Origin of the sequence: Chloroflexus sp. MS-CIW-1 (genome assembly GCF_030444705.1) — a bacterium.
Classification (GTDB): Bacteria; Chloroflexota; Chloroflexia; order Chloroflexales; family Chloroflexaceae; genus Chloroflexus.
In genome coordinates this window covers 1,051,744-1,071,671 of record NZ_JAUBWR010000001.1, presented here as the reverse complement: position 1 = coordinate 1,071,671, position 19,928 = coordinate 1,051,744, and the positions used below count along the sequence as shown (strand labels likewise).

Below are 19,928 nucleotides of genomic sequence, written 5' to 3'. Positions count from 1 at the left end.
AACCTGTTTCGGAGAAAGGCTTGATGTTTCCATTGATTACTATTTCTGGTAAGCCATACGAACGAGGACTGCAATACGGCGCAGCCGCCGCCTCACTGATCAGGCATAGTATTGCCAATTATGCCCGTCTGTTTGCGTATCGGCGAGGGATGGCTTGGGAAGACGTTCAGCGTGAAGCCTTGACTTACGAGCCGTTATTACGTGAAATTGCACCTGACGTGTTGGTTGAAATGCAAGGGATTGCCGTTGGTGCCGGAAGGACACTGGCTGAAATTATCGCGTTGAATGTGCGTACCGAATTGCTGGCCGGAATCGGTGTCGGCGTTCATCATCCTGATGCAGCACTGGCTCTCGCACGCAATCGTGCGGTAGGGGTGCCGACACATGCAGAATCGGGAGCAACGAGTGGTCTGTCGGTTGGTGATGATGGCGAATGTACAACAGCGGCTGCGGCGCCACCGGCTACCGCAAACGATGAAGTATGGCTGGCGCAAACCTGGGACTGGCAGGGTGACCAGCGAGCGGCTTGTATCATATTGCGTATTGATGGACCTGGCATCCCCTCGTTCTTAACTCTAACCGAGGCAGGGATGGTGGCGAAGATTGGACTCAATCAGGCTGGAATTGCAGTTGGTTTAAATCTGCTTCGTTCAACCACAGATGGTCAGCGCCAGGGGATGCCGGTACATATCTTGTTACGCCAGATGCTACAGGCAACTGATGTTATGACAGCACGCCGTCTGGCTAAACAGATTCCGGCAGGTGGATCATCTTGTATTACATTGGCCAGTGCAGATGGTCAGTTGCTGGCCTTTGAACTTACTCCAACCGCTGTTGCCGAATTGCCGGCCCACGAAGGATTGCTGGCGCATGCCAATCATTGTCTCGATACCACTACTGCCGCCGGTGAGTGTGCTCTTGAACCGACTGCGACGAGTCGTGAACGGTATGGAAGGGCTTGGACATTGCTGCAGGAGTCTGCTGGTCGGATCGGACTAGATGTGTTACAGGCAATCCTCCGCGATCACGAGGGCGCACCACGCTGTATCTGTCGCCATCCCGACCCGCAAATAGCTGCGGTTGACCGGAATGAGAGCGTTTGCGGGGTCATCATTGATCTCCGGCACCGCACTATGCACGTTGCCCCACATATCCCCTGCCGGGTGCCGTTTGTACCGGTAACACTGTAAGGTCGGAAGAGAGGAAAGAGGAGTGAGAGGGAGGGACGGATGCCTCGTCCTTCCCCTTCCTCTCCCCGCGTAGGAGAGGAAGGGAGCAGGGGGAAGGTGAGGGGATTGTAGGCGTGCACTGTAGGTCAGTGGTCTGTACTCTCAGGGAGACGTCACTGGTTAGTGACGTGAGGGTGTGTATAACGTGCATCGGCGTATCATACCTGACCGAAAACCAGAAACGTCAGATCAGAACCTCCACTGCCCCATAAGGAGATTCGGAGTAGAGAACTAGCCTGGCCGTTCTTCCGACACGGTTTTACCCAGACCGGTCAGACGAGCAATCATCCAACTGATCGTGAAGACCGGAATCGGTTGCGTAAACGGTATCAACGCTTCAACTGCTGCTTTGTTACGCAGCCCTCGCAATCCCAACCGATCAAGTAAAAGCCAACTGATCGGAGCTGCCAGAATGTCAAATCCCAAATCGAGCACGTCGAGCACAATGGGCAGTGTAATGGGCAGGTAATGCATTGTTTCAAAGAAACCAGCATCGGGTGGGACATTTAAGCGACGCAGACGTTCCCAGGCAAGCCAGAGAACGATCATTGCTACGATGAGACACGTTAGCATGAACGTAAGGAGCCAGCTTAGAACGGTAGATAATTGTTCGGTCATCGTTGTGCTATCCTTCCCAACCAAACCCAACTCAAAGCTGTTAGACTGATTAGTATCAACAGCATCGCCAGCGTACTCAACTCTAGGATTGCGCCAAAGCGAGGTTGTTCGCGATCAAGAATAGACAGTGGCGCAACCAGCGGATTACTCAGGTTGTAGAGCCAGATCACTGCCGGACTATCTGGACGTGCGGCCAGTATTTTCAACACCAGTCGTGCAGTTAACAAACCGCATATCGCCCCGCTAAGTAGGGCAATTCCTTCCCGCATCCGAACAATAGTATCTCGATTCATCAGCATCTTCCTGATCAATGGAACTATCAGCGGCAATGATACGTCTAATATTGGCAATCGGCAACATCTGATGGTACAACGGTTCCTGAACGAAATATCAGACCGGTCAGCAGTAGGATGTGATATGTCATTGCCGCTGCTCCATCTATCTGTTCAGATACGTTGATAATTCTCAGCGAAATGTGACCGAAGACCTATGGCATTGGTAATCGCTATTTGCTACACTATAGTTCACTCACTACAACAACCTTGAAGGACATGGATCAATTAACGGTATCCGGTATCGTACCCAGGGACATTGTGATGATCAAGCCAATGGCGTCAGTTGGGGCAGAGCAGCGTATTACGAGCAAAAGTCGTTTTTGGGTAGGTCATTCTGGCCTGTTTTGGCTCATGATGGGTTTAGAGTTATGCTTGCTGCTGAGTGTTCTGGTCTGGTTGTTGTCATCGATACCGCTTCGCACGCCATTGGCAACGACACCGGACGTGACCGAATTGGCCCACGAGATTCAGGGGCGAATGAACGGTACTATCCTTGATCCGATGATCGAAATCAAACCGGGGATTACTGTTCATTCCAGCAACATTCGCGGTTTCCGCTTTCAAGGTCACATCTACTATTACTATGTGGAAGGTGCGGTCAATTATGATCCGTTGTCGCGTGGTTTACTGCGACTCGATCAAGTCGAGATCGTACTCCGTGATGAAAGCGGTGTGCGGCCAATTGTGATCTACCGTGTTCAATAGCGCATATACGTGCCTATCCGAATGTTCGTCGGTGGGGCACAACGGATGAAACCACACGATAGATGGAACACAATGGAAAGAATGACTCCTTTTTCATCCTGATGGACGAGTGCCGCGGCACTGCGCCCCTCGCTGGGGTGTGGGTGATGTGGACATAGGCGATGCGTCGGGTGACGGGGGAACGAGAGGCGCAGGACGACGTTGTGCCCCGACGCGGAATTTCGTCGGCACGATATTCGGATAAGCATCCTTAGATGCTATACATCATCTTTGCTACGAATCGCTCTGCACCTGGTCAACGACGGCGTCCTTCTTCCCAGCTTCCCCAGTCTCGTTCTTCGGCGGCGCGGATCGCTCGTCGCTTCAGGGCACGCCGTGAAATAGGGATCACCTGTTTTAAGGTCTCCCAAAGCTGTTCTTCAAGGTGAGGCTGACGCGCCAGTGCAGTCTCGATGGCTGCTATATCGAGACCGCGGTTATGCAATTCGGTAGCCAGCGCAATAGCACGTGCGTGATCTCCGCTGGCAAGTGCAGCGATCAGTTCCTCTTCAAGTTTCATACGCCCTCCTGGCAGCGCTGTGCTGCCAGTCGTGTCATTCAAGCGGTCAAGATAATCGGTCCATCTTCCGTTATCGCCAGCGTATGCTCGAATTGCGCCGACCGCTTACCGTCCGCAGTACGCACCGTCCAGCCATCGCGGTCGACTCTGGTAGCTGCCTTACCGGCGTTGATCATCGGTTCAATCGTAAACACCATACCAGCCACGATCTTACGTGTTTGCTGGGGATCATCGTAATGGAGGATCGTTGGTTCTTCGTGTAGATTTCGACCTAGCCCGTGGCCGGTGTACTCACGTACTACAGAGAAACCATTGGCTTCGGCATAACGTTGGATCGCTGCGCCAATAGCCCGGAGAGGATTCCCCACTCGTGCCTGTTCAATGCCCAGTTCAAGGCAGCGCCGGGTAACGTCGAGCAAACGCTGAGTCTCGTCATCAACGTCACCTACAGCGAAGGTCTCACATGCATCACCAATCCAACCGTTGAGGCGCAACCCAATGTCGATACCGACAATATCGCCCTGGTGGAGCCGGTCGCGTTTACTCGGAATGCCGTGGCAAATCACGTCATTAATAGAGGCGCAGATCGTACCCGGAAAAGGTGGAATATACCCGCGGCGACCAGCGGGCACGTATCCTTTGTATACCGGTTCTGCACCGTGAGAACGGATAAACTCTTCAGCAATTGCGTCCAGTTCAGCCGTGGTGACACCCGGTCGGATATACTCACGCAGCACATTAAACGTCTGTCGAACCAGTTGGCCCGCAGCGCGTAGAAGTTCTATCTGGGCCGGTGATTTCAGAATGATAGCCATAGACTACTCTCGCTCTATTTGCACTTACTGAGCATGTTATAGCACATTCTCGTCAGATGATGGTGCCGGTGGCCGTGGCAGCAGGCCAGCTTGTTCAACGACACGAGGAATTGCACGTGTCCAATCGACCGACATAATATGAACACCGGCAACACCCTCGATACTAAGGAGTTCATTCACCAACTCAGCAGCGAGGGCAATTCCTTCCGCTTCGCTATCGGCAGCGCGTTGCATGCGTTCGATCACAGATTCTGGCATAAGCGTGCCGGGTAGGTGATCGCGTAGATAGATTGCTGAATTGGGTCGGCGCAGGATCATCACACCGGCTAGGATGTACGCCTGTTGATGCAAACCGGCAGCCCGCACATCGGCCATCCATTGCCGAAAACGTGCAACATCAAAGATCAATTGGGTTTGGACGAACTCTGCGCCGGCTTCAATCTTCTTTTCCAACCGTGCGGCCCGTTCGACGTTCGGGTTCGCGACACTGCCGATAAAGAAACTGGGTGCTTCTTTCAGCGGTGTACCTGATTGGAAAGTGGCCTGATCGCGCAACGTGCGCAAGACGCGGATCAACTGGAATGAATTCAGATCGAGAACGTTTTTGGCCTCTGGATGATCACCAATGCGTGGATGATCGCCGGTCATTGCTAGCAAGTTACGTACACCGAGTGCGGAGGCACTGAGTGCATCAGCTTGTAAAGCTATCCGGTTACGATGCTGGCAGGTCATTTGCATAATCGGTTCAATACCGAGCTGCTGCAAAATGACGCTCCCCCCCAAAGACGACATCCGGGCGATCCCACGCTGATTGTCGGTCAGATTGACTGCATCGACATAATTGCGAATATTTTGAGCCAGGGTTTCGAGATGGCTTCTGGCCGCCCCCTTTGGCGGAGCAATCTCGCCGGTAACTACAATCTGGCCGGCGGCCAGCCGGCGTTGGAGGGTTGAGTGCATAGCTTATTCGTCGGCAAGAGCTTGTTGCAGGTCGGCGATCAAGTCACTCGCATCCTCAATTCCGCATGAAAGCCGGATGAGATTGTCGCGGATACCGACCGCCAGTCGTTCTTCACTACTCAATTCATAGTAACTCATGAGCGCTGGTTGTTCAACCAGACTTTCCACCCCGCCAAAGCTTGGCGCAATGTAGGCGAGACGCATCCGATCAACAACCGCCATTGCAGTCTGGAGATCACCAACCACTTCAAACGACACAACTCCGCCAAACCCTCGCATCTGAGCACGGGCTATGGCGTGGTCAGGATGCGAAGGTAAGCCTGGGTAATGTACCCGACTGACCCGTGGATGACGGCTGAGAAATTCAGCGACTGCCTGCCCATTTTGATTGTGACGTTCCATACGGAGAGCAAATGTCTTCAACCCTCGGCCAAGCAAGTAGGCGGTATGCGGGTCACAAATGCCACCCAAAATCCCCTGCGTTTCGCGCAGAGCACTGATAAGGGGCGGTCGACCGATGATCACACCAGCCAGTAAGTCGTTGTGCCCGGCCAGGTACTTGCTACAGCTATGAACAACCAGGTCGATACCGTATTCAAGAGGACGCATATTATACGGTGTGGCAAAGGTGGCGTCGATCACGGTTTTGATGCGATGTTCACGGGCGATCTGAGCCACTGCTGCCAGATCAATGACGCGCAAATAAGGGTTTGTCGGCGCTTCAGTAACGATCAGTCGGGTACGTCCTGGTTGAATAGCTGCGGCAATGGCAAGTGGATCGGCTGCGGCAACCACACTATGCGACACGCCGAGCCGTGCTAACATTGTGCGGACAAACTGGCGAGTGCGCCGATAACCGTCGTCAGTCAGAATAACGTGGCTACCGCTAGGGAGCAACGCCAGCATCACGGTGGTGAGCGCATTCATTCCCGAAGCACAAAGGAGAGCGGCTGCTGGCGCTGATGGTGACTCAAGGGCGGCAAGGCGAGCCTCAACGGCACGAACGGTTGGATTTCCGTAGCGACCGTACTCTTCTCGTTCGAGTTCACCTGATTGAAATGCGATCAGCTCGGCGCTATCACGAAAGGTGTACGTTGCACTGTGCACAATAGGTGGCGTAATGGCATCGAATGCGCGCTGGCGGGGTTCTCCAGCGTGGACGGCGGCCGTACTGAGGCCAGAAAACTGTTCATTTGGCATAAAAAACCTCTCATCAGGGCGATGAGAGATTAGGTGACGTGCTCCTGCCGATTGGCGAGAAGACGCCGCTCTCCTCTCATCTGCCAGCGTTCTGCTGCCGGAGTTGCCACCCGTCAGGTATTATGCCGCCGGGTTGGCGCGGTTTCGTAGGGCCGGTCCCTCCACCGCTCTGGATGAGTGCAGCGTTCTGCAATACAATTACGGCTGAGTATAACAGGGTGATGGGTTATTGTCAATGGTGAATTGGACGATCTTGGGGTTCTCAAAGTTCTTTCCTCTCTGACAGTGGTCACTGAGGAGAGAGTGGAGAGGAGTGAGAGGTTCTCAACCTATCCGTAGCCTGTACGGAGTCGCGCAACTTCCCGTCCTGCCGAACGTCTGTGCCAATCTCCCGTTGGCTTGCCGATCATGCCCGTCAGCGCAGTGGTAGGGACTGGCGCCCCCGTAAACGAGGGTTGATGGTATGCTAATGCGCTAACCAATGGGGTATAGCCGCACCGCGTCCGACGCGGGCCAGAGGCTCACGATCCTAGACTTGCACTAACAGCGCACGGGCAATCTGCGCTGAAGCATAACATCACACATGCGGGCCAGAGGCCCGCACTCCCAGGGAAAGAGCGAAGATCAGGGTTTGCTGTCAGCGGGTGCGTAATGTGCGTCGTGTCACTCTACATTTTGAACAGTTTGGTTGTCGAATGTGACCCGAAATTGAAAACTCTGAAAAACCTTACAGCCGCCCTACACCTTCAAGAATGCCGACATAATCACCACATCGTGCAGTTCACCGTTACGGTCAATGGCGTGGCGCGTTAACTGGCCTTCGACGGCAAATCCCAATCGTGAGAAGATGGCCTGACCGGCCTTCAAGGCAGCCAGCATAGCGACCGTCACCTTTTGGGCGCCCAGATCGCGAGCGGTTTCAACAATGGCCTGGGCCATCTGCATTCCAAGCCCGCAGCGTCGCCAACCGGGTTTGACAAGGAGCCGTAGCTCGGCCACGTGATTTGACCATCCTGGCACGCGGCGAGCTGAAGCGTATGCGGCTATCGAACCGTCGTCGGCAATAGCGACAATTTGTCGCCAATTCTCGGCGTATGAGGCATTGACTAAACGGGTTATGATTTCGGGATTAGTGAAGTCTTCTTCGAGATAAAGCAGATCATCTTTGGGCAGACTTAATCCGAAATCGGTCAATGCTGCACGATCACTCTCGGCTAGGGGTCTGATGGTAACCTGCCGGTTGTCCTTCAATGATACACTGCTCATCGCTACACTGCGTTGGGCCATGCCCAGCCTCCTGCCGTGGGTTAACGCGGAAATCTGTTGTATGAAGTGTGTGAAATATACCACATGAAGTTACACTCTGGTTACTCGGTGTAGGTATCGCGAGAGAGGCAAGTGCAATGCCCGCGTACCTAGGTGCTTGTATCGCGACAGACGCGAGGTACTCTTGCGCACATTGTTGCGGAAGCGAGGGCATTTTGCCCTTGAGGACCGCATCGGCTCTCCGAGATCATCGTTTTTAACTCTTACATATTTTGCAGCCACGTTCAGGCCCTCCCTGAAGATCCGACGCACGGCTACCCTCCCTCTTCAGAAGGGGTGTACAGCCTGAACGTGCTCATCATCCTCGAGACGTTTTTTCGACACCCACCACCTGCGGATATTCAGTATAAAACATGTTGCTGATACTGATATAATTGTAATCGTTCCTTGAAGTTCGGCAAGTAACCGGCGGAGTCGCCCGGCGATCCGTCGCAAGGAGGTTGTCATGAGTGAGAAGCGCGAAGTCGTAGTGCTTAGCGGCGTGCGCACGGCTATTGGAACGTTTGGCGGTAGTCTGAAAGATCATCCCCCTACCGAGCTGGCAGCATTGGTTACCCGCGAGGCAGTGGCACGGGCTGGTGTTCAACCTGATGAGATTGGTCATGTGGTCTTTGGGCACGTGATCAATACTGAACCGCACGATATGTATATGGCCCGCTATGCAGCCGTTCGTGGTGGTTTATCGGTAGAAACACCGGCGTTGACGCTCAACCGGCTGTGTGGCAGTGGTTTGCAGGCTATTGTTTCGGCAGCTCAGTACATTTTGCAGGGTGATGTTGAAGCGGCGGTCGCAGGTGGTGCGGAATGTATGAGCCGTGGGCCGTATAGCCTCCCGGCAATGCGCTTTGGTGCGCGGATGAACGATTCGAAGGTGGTCGATATGATGGTCGGCGCCCTGACCGATCCGTTCGACGATTGCCATATGGGGGTAACGGCTGAAAACGTGGCTGCGAAGTGGGGTATTAGCCGTGAAGATCAGGATCAACTGGCATACGAGAGCCATATGCGGGCTGCACGCGCTATTGATGAAGGGCGCTTTGCCGGTCAGATTGTGCCGGTTGAGATTAAAGTGAAGGGGGGAACGGCTGCGTTCACGGTGGATGAAGGGGTACGACGCGATACAACCCTCGATAAACTGGCGAAACTCCGACCGGTGTTCTTGAAGGACGGATCGGTGACGGCCGGTAATGCCTCGAGTATCAACGACGCGGCTGCTGCCGTAGTATTGATGGAGCGGGCTACTGCCGAGCGACGTGGCTACAAGCCGTTGGCGCGGTTGGTAGGGTATAGTCACGCGGCAGTCGAACCCAAATATATGGGTATTGGCCCGGTGCCAGCCGTGCGCCGCTTGCTCGAACGCACCGGCCTACGGATCGCAGATATCGATCTCTTTGAAGTCAATGAAGCCTTTGCTGCGCAAGCATTGGCGGTGATGCGCGAATTAGAATTACCGCCAGATCGCACGAATCCTAACGGCAGCGGCATTTCGCTCGGCCACCCGATTGGTGCTACCGGTTGTATCCTCACGGTGAAGGCGATCCACGAGTTGCATCGGATCGGGGGACGGTATGCTCTGGTGACCATGTGTATTGGCGGTGGACAGGGTATTGCCGCGATATTTGAACGGATGTAGGTGTGCTACAATTGTGAGGTTCGAGCCGGTGGTGCTGCGATTGCTACCATCGGCTCAAGGAATACAAACACAATCATGCGTTGGGGAGGCAAGAATGGGAAAGTTGACCGGTCGGGTGGCGATTGTGACAGGTGCTTCAAGAGGTATTGGGCGGGCAATCGCGCTGGCTTTGGCCGCCGAAGGGGCAAAAGTCGCTGTTAATTACAATAGTAGTGAGGCAGCGGCACAGGAGGTGGTGAACACAATTATTGCCAATAATGGCGAAGCCATGCCAATCAAGGCTAACGTTAGTCAGGCTGATGAAGCACGGCGTATGGTTCAGCAAGTCCTTGATCGGTGGGGTCGGGTTGATATTCTGGTCAATAATGCCGGTATTACTCGTGACCGCACGTTGCGCAAGTTGACTGACGAGGATTGGAGCACGGTTATCCAAAATAATCTCAACAGCGTTTACTATTGCACAACGGCGGTTATGCAGCCAATGATCGAACAGAAATACGGTCGGATCATCAACATCAGCTCGTTTGTTGGGCAAGCCGGGAATTTCGGTCAGGCCAACTATGCAGCTTCAAAAGGAGGCATTATTGCTTTTACCAAGACGGCAGCGCTAGAGCTGGCGAAATATAACATTACCGTCAACGCATTGGCCCCCGGCTTTACAATCACCGATATGTTGGCCAAGGTACCTGAGCAGATTCAGGAACAAATCAAGGCCCGTATCCCCATGGGACGGTTTGGATTGCCTGAAGAGATTGCTAAAGCCGTTGTCTTTCTTGCCGCCGATGGTGATTACATTACCGGCCAACAGATCAACGTGAACGGCGGCGTGTATATGTAAACGGTACCGCGTTGCTGACGCGATTATTTGCGCATGCGTCGGATGATAGATTGAATGTCTCCTACGTATCCCTGCCACGCCTGCAACATTTCCTGGCTCAGGCGTTGCTGGGTGCGAATCGCGTCGGCAACAGCCTGTTCGGTAGAATGGCGCAAACTTCGACTGTAATCCCAGTTCTTCAGAACCAGGTCGAATGCCATATCGGTACTGGCGGCAAGGAGTTCGTTCCACGCCCGGATCGACTGGAACATCGGATCGGTTAGATCGGGTGTTACGGGTCGATCGGATGTTGGATGTCGGTGTTCTTCGTTGTTGTTCGACATTGTATCTGACCCTGTGTACAATAGACAAGCATTAACGGTTATGGTTGAGCGACGAAGATCTCTGCCTCTCTCATGGTATCACAAACGGTTACAGGTGAGTACAACGAATCTCTTTTGCGACCCCGTCTGCTGCCGCCGCCAGCGCCGTTACACCGGGTGCGTCGTGGGCGTGTAGATCAGCTTCTCGCAATGGCTCTCGAGGCACCGCTTACCATTGTCGTGGCGCCTCCTGGAAGTGGTAAGACGGTCGCCTTAGCGATGCTGGCTACACAGGGTGGCTGGCCGGCAGCCTGGTGTCGTGCTGATGCCGGTGATGATCCGCGCAGTCTCCTTCGCCATCTGGTGGCTGCGTTGAGCCGGATGGTGTCGTTTGCCGATCCCAATCCACCGTTAACGATTGACGCGCTCATTAATGCCTTAACCAGTGAACTCGATGATGAGACCCTCCTGGTCATTGACGATGCTCACTATATCGATGAGCAGCCAGAGCTGCGATCATTGATCGAACGGCTGATCGTTGCCCAACCTCCGCGTTTGCACCTGGTGTTGTCTGGACGCCGTGAGCCTGACTCACCGTTGATTGCTACTGCACGTCTGCGAGGTGAGGCATTAGTGATCGAGCCAACTGATCTTGCTTTTACTGCTGATGAAGCAACTGCGCTCTGGCAGCAAGCCGGTCGTCCGTTGCCACCTGATTTCGACGAGTTACTTACGCTGAGTGCCGGTTGGGCGCTGGCTCTCCGTATCGCGCTCGATGCACCTGATTGGCGGCGTGCGTTAGGGTTGCGCGATCAGCCAGCCCCCGCGCTTGATGAATATCTCGAACGTGAAGTGTTGGCGTCGCTCCCTGCACCGCTACAACGTTGTCTGCAACGAAGCGCCGGTCTCCGCTGGATTGATCCCGACATTTGTACTGCGCTCGATCCCTCACTTCAGGCGTCGCTGCTGATGACCGAGTTGCGTCGTCGTCGTCTCTTTGTTGAACCGTTTGGTGAACAGGGTCTGCGGTTTCAACCCATTATCGCAGCCTGGTTGACACGTCGGGCTGCTGCCGATCCAGAGTGGCCACAGCTTCACCGGCGTGCAGCAGCATACTTTCAACAGCGCGGCGATCACGAGAGCGCACTTTACCATCAGATTGCTGCCGGTGATCCGACGGCTGTGACGACATTTCTGCCCCTGGCTCGTCAATTGCTTGCCGAACGACGTGCTGAAGCAGTGCTTGATTGGATGCGTCGATTATCGCTGGTAAGTGATGAAGTGCCCGAACTGGTTGAGATTCAGGCAGCGGCGCTGCATCAACTAAATCGTCTGGAAGCAGCGTTAGCCGCGTATCGGCGTGCTGAACGGGCATTCGCAGCTCTGAATGATCCGCTAGGGCAGGCACGTTGTCTACGAGGCCAAGCTGCAATCTACCTCGATACAGTTCAGCCAGCTCCGGCGACCGAACTTCTCCGTCGTGCTCTCAAGTTGTTACCACAACAATACGCTGCCGAGCGGATCGAACTGTTGTTGATGCAGGCCGAAAATTGGACGAACCGTGGTCGGCCTGGGGTTGGTCAGCGGCTCGTTCAGACGGCGTACCGGTTGGCGCGTGAGCATGGGCTGGTCGAGTTCTATCAAGCGCGGGTTGAGCCGTTGCAACCGCGCTTATTGCTCCGTTCTGGACGACTACGTGAGGCCCGTCAACTCCTCGAAGAACGGCTTTGGAATGAACAACCGCTGATGCGGGCAACGGCTCATCGAGAACCGCTGTTACTGTTGGCGCTGATCAGTGCTATGCTTGGCATTGGCCCCCAGGCACTGGCTTTCGCGCATCGTATGTTGAGTGAAGCTCAGCAGAGCAATAATCCGGTGACTGAAGCTATCGCCGAGTTACGCCTTGGTCACGCCTATCAGGTCATTGCCCGTGGCGATGATCAGGCCGCACGCCAGCACTATAGTCGAGGGTTACGGCTTTTGCAACAGGTGAGTGTGCCTCGAACCCGCGCTGAGGGCTATTTAGGGCTGACGCTGTTACACGGTCACGCCGGTGACCTGGCTCGTGCTGAGGCTGATGCTCGTGAAGGACTCTTGCTGGCGGCGTCTGCCGGTGATGAATGGGTTGCCGCGTTGATTTTGCTGGCGTTGGGTAGTGTAAACCTGGCAGCGGGTGATCCACGTGGCTATGAATGGCTCGATCAGGCCGAACAACGGTTTCAGACCGGTCGTGATGCGTTTGGTTTGTTTCTAGTGCACCTCTGGCGGGCATTAGCCGCGTTACGCTCAGGTCGAACGACCGCCGTAGAGCCGCTAGTCGCACAGGTGATGCAGGAAGCGGTTGAATACGGATACGAGAGTGTCTTGATTGGCCCCAGTCTCTTCGGTCCCCGAGATATTGCTGCACTGGTGCCATTATTGTTACGAGCACGCTCACTGCCTGCGTATCGCGAGGTTGCAGTTCATCTCTTGCGACAGGGATTTCCCTCGATTGCGTCTGATGAGACGGTTGACGACTACCATCCGGGGTTTACCCTGCGAGTACAGATGCTAGGGGCATTTCGGGTCTGGCGTGGCAATCAAGAGATTCAGGCCCGTGAGTGGCAACGGGAAAAGGCACGGCAGCTCTTCCAGTTATTGCTCACAATGCGCGGGAATTGGATCCAACGCGAACAGATTTGTGCCTGGCTCTGGCCGGAAGCCGATCTGGAAGCTGCGGAGCGTCAGTTCAAAGTAACGCTTAATACCCTGAATACAGCGCTCGAACCGCATCGTCCGCCACGAGTGCCGCCCTTCTTCATTCGTCGGCAAGGGCTGGCGTACAGTTTTGCCCCTTCATTTGGGGTGTGGATCGATGTTGATGAGTTTGAACTACGCGCCAGTGGCGCATTAACGAGCACCGATCCCGATTTTGCCCGCCGGAGTGCGCAGGCAGCCCTCCAACTCTATCGGGGTGATTATCTTGCCGAGGCATTGTACGATCCGTGGACAATAGAAGAGCGTGAACGCCTGTTGGCGCGGTATCTGGCGACGGCGATTGCGTATGCAGAGCAACTCAGTACCGAGGGTCGTCATAACGAAGCCATTCAAATCGCCGAACAGGTGCTACGTCGTGATCGGTGCTATGAAGAGGCCTATCAACTGCTGATGCGGGCCCATGCCCGTGCCGGTAGTCGTTCTCAGGCTATGCGTTCGTATACGCGCTGTGTGCAGGCATTGCGTGAAGAACTTGGGATCGAACCACTTCCCGAAACCGAAGCGCTCTATCGCCGCATTCGCCAGAATGAACCAATTTGACGCTACTTGTGAAGATTTGTACAATGAGCTTGGTGACTGTAGCCCTGGTTATGGGGGCACAGACAACCTTCTCATCAGTGCAACCATCGTTCATTGCTTAAAGGAGTGATTCCGTATGGATCCGATCTTCGCTACTGTTCGTTCCATTCACGCGATATTCGGTCGTGAGGTGTTAGCGGTTATTATTGTTGCAGCAGCAATTTATCTGGCGTTTACATACCGGCCTGGGGCACCCCGCAGTCTTGTGACCCGTATCTTTCCGGTTTTGATCGATATTCAGGCAACGTTAGGTTTGATCTACTGGTTGGTTGGTATTTTTGCCGGTGTCAACTATTTCCTTACTTTCCCTTTCATTTTGCATCCCTTGCTAGGTTTGGTTACCGCTGTCGTTGCGCATATTTTAATGGGAGTGCGTACTCCCTTTGCCCGTCTCGGACGTTGGGCAGGGCCTTCGGCACTTGGGATAATTCTGGTGTTGGTGCTCAGCAATGCGATGATTGCTATTATGGCGTAAATCGTTCGCTGGCAGAGGTGTCTTTCATTGTCAGCGCAATCTTCATAGCGCAGCAAGTGCAGGTAATGAGCTGATACGCGAACCGATGGCTTTACACGCACTGTACAATGCGGATCAGTAGCCCGCGCACCCGATGGGCTATGTTCGTCGGTGTTGCGCGGTTGTTACTCCCTATCTCGAATGGTTTAATGAGAGGCTGAAGCTGAGAACTCTGAATAGCCTTACCACCAGGATTTTCTGGATAGCCGCTTATCTCTCACTCCTCACCCTAGCGCTCCCGCCTCACTCAACAGCCAGTCGCTCTCTTCATCTGCTGGGCCGAGGGCGAGCCATGCGGCTTGTTCGGCCAGAGCCTTGTGCGCAGTTTCCAGATTGGTTTCGGTGAAAGACAGACGGTCGCCGGGTAAGAGTTGCGCTGCCAGTGGGAGATCGGCACTGATGACGACGGCGATCACCGGGTAGCCACCGGTCGGTTGGGCGTCGGCCATCAGTAAGATCGGACGACCATCAGGTGGGAGCTGGATCGCTCCCGGTACGACACCGAATGATGGCAACGAGAGCTGGTGATGCGGGAGCGTTGATCCATGCAAGCGATACCCCTGCCGGTTGGCCGCCTGGTCGATAGAAAATGATTGATTGAGCAATTGTTGCCATGCTTCAGGTAGCATATCGTGTTGAGGGCCAGGTAAGACGCGCAGGCACGGTTGAGCGCGATATGGAGGTCGGCGATCAATCGGCCACCAGCGCGGTTTGTAGTAGTGATGGAGAGAAGGCAAACGCACGCTTATCTGGTCGCCGGAGCGTAGCGATCGTCCCTGATAGCCGCCAAACCCACCGGATAGACAAGTGCCAGCACCACCAACTGCCCATTCAGCTTCAAGCTCACCAGCGATTGCCAGATAAGCCCGCCCACCCCACGTACCGCGCCGTCTGTGTACGATCAGCAGGCTGCCTGGCAAGGCAAGCGTGTTCTGCCAGGGTGCCAGTGGACGCCCATTGAGTTGCGCCTGAAGATCGGCGCCGGTCAGGCTGATCAGCATCGTCGCATTGAAACGTATCTGTACCCCACCGGCAGTGAGTTCAAGCGCTGGGGCATGAGCCGGGTTACCCACCAGTTGATTGGCCGCTGCCAGGGCAAACCGGTCCATCGCTCCACCGACCGGCACGCCGTAACGACGTGTCTTTAGGCGACCGCCATCCTGAATGGTCAATAATGGTCCACTGGCAAGAATATCGATCGTGGCAACAGGCATTTTATCATTCCGGGCACGTCTGCGATGATGTAAGCAGCGTATGAGATGAGGAAGAGGCGAGACGATCCGCTTCGTCTCGCCCGTATTTACCGATCTCAGCGTATCTGCGCTCTTGTTGTCGTCTTCACCTGCTCTGGCGCACTACCTATCACACGGCGGTTATGGGTGACCATTTGTGGCCCTTTACGCCTGCTCTGGTGTGACGCCAGCAGCCAGTTCGAGGAGTCGCAAGATGCGCGGGGCCATTGATGCCGGATCGCGATGTAATCCCTCGATCAGCAACGCATTATCGTACAGTTGTTCAGCCGCCAGCGTCAGCAGTGGATCGCTGGGATTTTCCTTCGCCCGACGTGCTAATGCGGCGATGAGCGGGTGAGCCGGGTTCAGCTCCATAATCCTTGGCCCAAGCTTTACATCCTGACCAAGGATTTGCTGAATCCGTTGCATCTCTCGTCCGAAGGCTGCCTCTTCCGCTACCAGGCGGGCCGGGCTATCACGTAGCACCTGCGAAGCACGCACCTCTTTCAGTCGTTCGCCGAGCACAGCGGCGATGCGCTCGGCCAGAGCGGTAAATTGTTCATCGTCAATGACCGGTGTTGGACGTTCAACTTCACCAGGTAGATCAAGGTTTCCTTCATCAATGTTGCGCAGGCGCAGCCCCTCGTATTCACGCAACCCTGATAGCATAAAGCCGTCCATCAGGTCGGTGAAGAGGATCACCTCAATATCACGCGCTCGCAGAGGATCAAGGTGTGGGCTGTTCAGGGCGGCTTCGCGGCTGGCAGCCATCAGATAGTAAATCTCCTTTTGGCCGCTCACCATACGCTCTTTGTAGGTGGCTAGCGTGATCCACTCTTCACCACTCTTGGTTGTCTGCACCCGCAACAGTTTGAGGAGATCATTTCGATGCTCGTAATCGGTAGCAATACCCTCTTTGATAAAGGGGCCGAATTCCTTCCAGAAGGTGCGATACTTCTCTGGGTCACGTTCGGCCAGATCGTTGAGTTCTTTGTGCAACCGACCGGTAAGCGTCTTGCGTAGTCGTTGCATCACCGGCGAGCCGCCAGCGGTGCCGCTCTGCACACTCTCGCGCGATACATTCAGTGGCAGGTCTTCGCTATCAACCACGCCCTCAACAAAGCGGAAGTAGGTAGGCAGCAGATCCTTCGCTTCTTCAAGGATCAGCACCTTGCGCGAATAGAGCTTGATTTGGCCTTCGATCCGTCGTTCGAGAATGCCACGCTCACGTCGTGAGGGAATGTAGAGAATGGCGTGGAGATCGACCGGTGCATCGGTTGAAATGTGAATGACACTGAGCGGTGGTTCACTATCGAGTGTAAGTTGACGATAATAATCGTTATACTCTTCGGTCGTGACATCACGCGGCGCTTTCCGCCAGATCGCCGTGCGTGCGTTGATCTGACGGCCATCGAGCATGATCGGGAAGGCAACATAATTGGAATGGCGGCGTACAATCTGTTCAATCCGCCAGGGATCCGCAAATTCGGCAGCGTCCTCTTTCAAGTGGATCGTAATCGTCGTACCGCGCCGTTCGCGTGTAGCCGGACCAACGGTAAAGCTATCGCCGCCGCTCGACTCCCACATTGCTGCTGGCGCATCAGGACGATACGACTGGGAAACAACTGTCACCTTGTCGGCCACCATAAAAACTGAGTAGAAACCGACACCGAATTGACCGATAATTTCACTCGCCGTCTGTTTCGCTACCTCACCGGCCTTCTGAACAAACGCACGTGCTGCTGATTGAGCAATGGTGCCCAAATGCTCAACCATTTCCTCAGCCGTCATACCGATACCGGTATCGCTGATCGAGAGCGTGCGTGCCTCTTTGTTGACTTCAATCGTAATTTGGGGCTCAAGATCGGGATCGCGCACATCGCGGTTGGTCAGCATCTCGAATTGTACCCGATTGATGGCGTCGGAAGCGTTTGAGATCAGCTCGCGCAAGAAAATTTCCCGATCAGTGTACAGTGAGTGAGCCAGGATATAGAGTACTTGCTGAACTTCTGCTTTGAAGGTATGCGACTGTCGTCCGGTTTCAGTCAACGGTTCGGTTGTCATAGGTCTCCCTCGTTACAGTTCTTCCTGATAAGAGATAACATACGCCATCTTCCATTTTAATTATCTGGCAGCCATTTGATCGTTAGAGAGTTGTTGGAAAGTTGCGGTTGTTATACTCATTCTGTCAAGCAGCATCGAGTGTCATATAACCAAACTCAGATAGCAACTATCCTATTGTCCTATTGTGCACTGCCTTCCACACACTGACGCATGCGGTTGGTGGGATTGGACACAGCTTGATTTGTATGATGATGTTGTTGTTATGGTTTCAGTAGAGAAACAAGCTGTTGCTATAGTTGTTGCGAGAATTTCAGCCTGTTTTGGCAGTTACCCGCAATTTCTGCTCGCGTCGCGTCTGAAAAGAAAAGAGGGTATTGTGGTTCGCGCCAAACACTTCTCGTGGTTGCGTCCAAGGTCACTGATAGGTGCCTGCATATTGGGAGCCGTGCTTGTTTTAGTGCTCTATACTGTGCCGGTATCTTCAAACCAGACGCTCACGACACCGACGTCAATAAAACTGGCGCCTACTGTGTTTGAGACGGTGCGAGGTCAGCACAGTAATACTCCCCTGGAAGCGTTGTCTCGGCTGGAGATGACAGAATGGAATAGTGAGCCGGAAAGTGCTTACAAGGAGTTTTATCCAATCGGAGACGGTTACGAAGGTCTGTTTACCTATAAGCTGCCTGGCGGTGTTACTTCTGCTGATGTCGTCGCGATCCGTGTGCACGTCAATTATCGTGGGCCGGTACGAGCGGTTCAGCGTTGGTGGTGGGAATTGCGTCATTTCCAGAACAACACCTGGGTTGAATTAGGCGATAATACTGGTGCAGAAAGGTGGCGGTGGACAAATCGCGTGATTGATTCGCCGATTCCGCCTGCTTATAGCATCAATGCCAATGGTGAGATACTGATCCGTTATCAAACTGATGGTAATGCAGAGGCGAGTGCTATTGACTACCTGATGGTAGAGCTTGTGGCAACGACGGCGTCTTCAGGTAGTAGCTCTGTGTTCATCCCCCTCGTACAACACGTATCGTCAAGCACAACGCCTACGCCATTGGCAAGTCCTACAACCGTACAAACTCCTACAACGTCACCTACGCCTGTTACGACACCTGTACCACCACCTGCTGGCGGTGTATGTGCGTTCAACTCAACAAATGGTATTGTCTTTGCCAGTAGTATGGAACGCTCAAACTGGTATCAGCTCGCCAATCGCGGGAACTCCGCCTCAGTCCTTGCACCGTATCTGCCGAATCGAGTCTATAAAACCTACCCAAGCGACTATGTCAGTGCGGTGAATAATCCAGTACGCCGGGGTAACTGGGCACAGCAGTTCCAGAATGTTGCTGGGACCCACGAGCCGTTGTACTCATTTAAGTTTGCTCTCCCACGGAGCGATGTCTACTACTGGCGTTTCTACCGCCAGTACGAGGCTGGCTATCAATTTACCTGCGAATCTAAAGCATTTGTGGTATCTGCCCATAACCCGATCACCTTTACGTTGCCGGCGGGACAGTACCCCGATGGTACCAATGAAGCAAGTTGTTTTCTTCAGATTATGCCGAACTGCTGGTACGACAACTCTGCGGGTACCAGACGCTGTTTTGATCCCGAAAATGTGAACAATCGTGGTGAACCGGTACTATACTGCTATCATCTCGACCAGCCGACCGGTTATGGTGAGAAACTGCGTCAGAACATTGGTACGCCTACCTACATTGCTGGCGGTCAATGGAACGATTTTCAGATCATGATGAAGCTGAATACGCCCGGTCAGGCTAATGGCGAGGTGAAGTTATGGATCAACGGTGAGTTGAAGTTGTATTACAACACCATTCGCTTCCGTACTATTCCGGAATTACAGCTCAATGCAGCATCGATGCCAGGGTATATCGGTGGTCACTGCACCAGTATCCGCGATCAAAAAATCTGGGACGATCACTACATGATCTCGAAGGTGTATATCACTGATGAGATGTTTAACGCTATGTGCGAGACCAAAACCGAGTGGTTCGATACCGGTGTACCATACTTGTGGGATCTGGAACGACAGTGCTGGCCTGGGGTCAATTGTCCTTCACCGTAAGGTGATGGGCTATGGGATGAAGCACGTGCTCGTTTGAATAACAGTGAGAACATTTCCTTACGAGTCAGGTCAGAAATTCAGATTTCTGATCAGGCTCTAACGACCATACGACCAGAAAACTAACGTTTCATAATGGCGATGACGAGAGGGGATAGAAGTTCCCCTCTCTGGCA

17 protein-coding genes and 1 riboswitch are annotated in these 19,928 nt (G+C 53.9%); of the genes, 7 read left to right on the top strand and 10 right to left on the bottom strand.

All coding sequences use genetic code 11. The features are described 5' to 3' along the window. Positions 1 to 23: 23 nt before the first annotated feature. Positions 24 to 1,190: a C45 family autoproteolytic acyltransferase/hydolase gene (locus tag QTO31_RS04265; protein WP_301428197.1), complete on the top strand. Its 1,167-nt coding sequence runs from the start codon at positions 24 to 26 to the stop codon at positions 1,188 to 1,190. A gap of 270 nt (positions 1,191 to 1,460) precedes the next feature. Here QTO31_RS04265 and QTO31_RS04260 read toward each other — a convergent pair whose 3' ends face one another. Together QTO31_RS04260 and QTO31_RS04255 are read right to left on the bottom strand one after the other, a co-directional pair. Beyond that, entirely contained in the window at positions 1,461 to 1,847 is a 387-nt protein-coding gene (locus QTO31_RS04260) for a hypothetical protein (RefSeq protein ID WP_031459515.1), read from the bottom strand. Further along, positions 1,844 to 2,140 (bottom strand): YggT family protein, encoded by a 297-nt coding sequence (locus QTO31_RS04255; protein WP_301428196.1) that lies wholly within the window; start codon positions 2,138 to 2,140, stop codon positions 1,844 to 1,846. The genes QTO31_RS04260 and QTO31_RS04255 overlap by 4 nt, the downstream gene beginning before the upstream one ends. A gap of 303 nt (positions 2,141 to 2,443) precedes the next feature. Between QTO31_RS04255 and QTO31_RS04250 the strand changes: the two genes are divergently transcribed. Further along, a complete protein-coding gene (locus tag QTO31_RS04250) occupies positions 2,444 to 2,887 on the top strand; it encodes a hypothetical protein (protein WP_236631186.1) in 444 nt (147 codons plus the stop codon). 295 nt (positions 2,888 to 3,182) lie between these two features. On the opposite strand, the gene QTO31_RS04245 is transcribed toward QTO31_RS04250, so the two are convergent. From QTO31_RS04245 to QTO31_RS04225, 5 genes are all read right to left on the bottom strand, one after another. Further along, complete coding sequence (locus tag QTO31_RS04245) at positions 3,183 to 3,446, bottom strand: hypothetical protein (protein ID WP_031459518.1); 264 nt, start codon at positions 3,444 to 3,446, stop codon at positions 3,183 to 3,185. Positions 3,447 to 3,484: 38 nt separating this feature from the next. Next, positions 3,485 to 4,261: a type I methionyl aminopeptidase gene (gene map / locus QTO31_RS04240; protein ID WP_031459519.1), complete on the bottom strand. Its 777-nt coding sequence runs from the start codon at positions 4,259 to 4,261 to the stop codon at positions 3,485 to 3,487. A gap of 36 nt (positions 4,262 to 4,297) precedes the next feature. Further along, positions 4,298 to 5,221: a methylenetetrahydrofolate reductase gene (locus QTO31_RS04235; protein WP_031459520.1), complete on the bottom strand. Its 924-nt coding sequence runs from the start codon at positions 5,219 to 5,221 to the stop codon at positions 4,298 to 4,300. A gap of 3 nt (positions 5,222 to 5,224) precedes the next feature. Then, entirely contained in the window at positions 5,225 to 6,421 is a 1,197-nt protein-coding gene (locus QTO31_RS04230) for a trans-sulfuration enzyme family protein (RefSeq protein ID WP_301428195.1), read from the bottom strand. A 73-nt stretch (positions 6,422 to 6,494) separates the two neighbouring features. Further along, a riboswitch (SAM riboswitch) is annotated at positions 6,495 to 6,601 on the bottom strand. A 558-nt stretch (positions 6,602 to 7,159) separates the two neighbouring features. Beyond that, on the bottom strand, positions 7,160 to 7,708 hold the full coding sequence (locus tag QTO31_RS04225; protein ID WP_028458068.1) for a GNAT family N-acetyltransferase: 549 nt from the start codon (positions 7,706 to 7,708) through the stop codon (positions 7,160 to 7,162). Positions 7,709 to 8,192: 484 nt separating this feature from the next. On the opposite strand from QTO31_RS04225, the gene QTO31_RS04220 reads away from it, so the two are divergent. Together QTO31_RS04220 and fabG are read left to right on the top strand one after the other, a co-directional pair. Further along, on the top strand, positions 8,193 to 9,380 hold the full coding sequence (locus QTO31_RS04220; protein ID WP_031459522.1) for an acetyl-CoA C-acyltransferase family protein: 1,188 nt from the start codon (positions 8,193 to 8,195) through the stop codon (positions 9,378 to 9,380). A gap of 94 nt (positions 9,381 to 9,474) precedes the next feature. Continuing rightward, complete coding sequence (gene fabG, locus QTO31_RS04215) at positions 9,475 to 10,218, top strand: 3-oxoacyl-[acyl-carrier-protein] reductase (RefSeq protein ID WP_031459523.1); 744 nt, start codon at positions 9,475 to 9,477, stop codon at positions 10,216 to 10,218. 23 nt (positions 10,219 to 10,241) lie between these two features. On the opposite strand, the gene QTO31_RS04210 is transcribed toward fabG, so the two are convergent. After that, positions 10,242 to 10,541 (bottom strand): hypothetical protein, encoded by a 300-nt coding sequence (locus QTO31_RS04210; RefSeq protein ID WP_031459524.1) that lies wholly within the window; start codon positions 10,539 to 10,541, stop codon positions 10,242 to 10,244. Positions 10,542 to 10,655: 114 nt separating this feature from the next. Between QTO31_RS04210 and QTO31_RS04205 the strand changes: the two genes are divergently transcribed. Together QTO31_RS04205 and QTO31_RS04200 are read left to right on the top strand one after the other, a co-directional pair. Then, positions 10,656 to 13,817: a BTAD domain-containing putative transcriptional regulator gene (locus tag QTO31_RS04205; protein WP_301428194.1), complete on the top strand. Its 3,162-nt coding sequence runs from the start codon at positions 10,656 to 10,658 to the stop codon at positions 13,815 to 13,817. Positions 13,818 to 13,932: 115 nt separating this feature from the next. Beyond that, on the top strand, positions 13,933 to 14,331 hold the full coding sequence (locus QTO31_RS04200; RefSeq protein ID WP_031459526.1) for a hypothetical protein: 399 nt from the start codon (positions 13,933 to 13,935) through the stop codon (positions 14,329 to 14,331). A 263-nt stretch (positions 14,332 to 14,594) separates the two neighbouring features. On the opposite strand, the gene QTO31_RS04195 is transcribed toward QTO31_RS04200, so the two are convergent. Both QTO31_RS04195 and htpG read right to left on the bottom strand, forming a co-directional pair. Then, complete coding sequence (locus tag QTO31_RS04195) at positions 14,595 to 15,584, bottom strand: biotin-dependent carboxyltransferase family protein (protein WP_301428193.1); 990 nt, start codon at positions 15,582 to 15,584, stop codon at positions 14,595 to 14,597. 183 nt (positions 15,585 to 15,767) lie between these two features. Then, a complete protein-coding gene (gene htpG, locus QTO31_RS04190) occupies positions 15,768 to 17,666 on the bottom strand; it encodes a molecular chaperone HtpG (protein ID WP_031459528.1) in 1,899 nt (632 codons plus the stop codon). 376 nt (positions 17,667 to 18,042) lie between these two features. On the opposite strand from htpG, the gene QTO31_RS04185 reads away from it, so the two are divergent. Beyond that, the gene (locus tag QTO31_RS04185; RefSeq protein ID WP_301428192.1) at positions 18,043 to 19,755 is read left to right on the top strand and encodes a polysaccharide lyase; all 1,713 of its coding nucleotides are present in this window, start codon (positions 18,043 to 18,045) and stop codon (positions 19,753 to 19,755) included. The last annotated feature ends 173 nt before the right edge of the window (positions 19,756 to 19,928 follow it).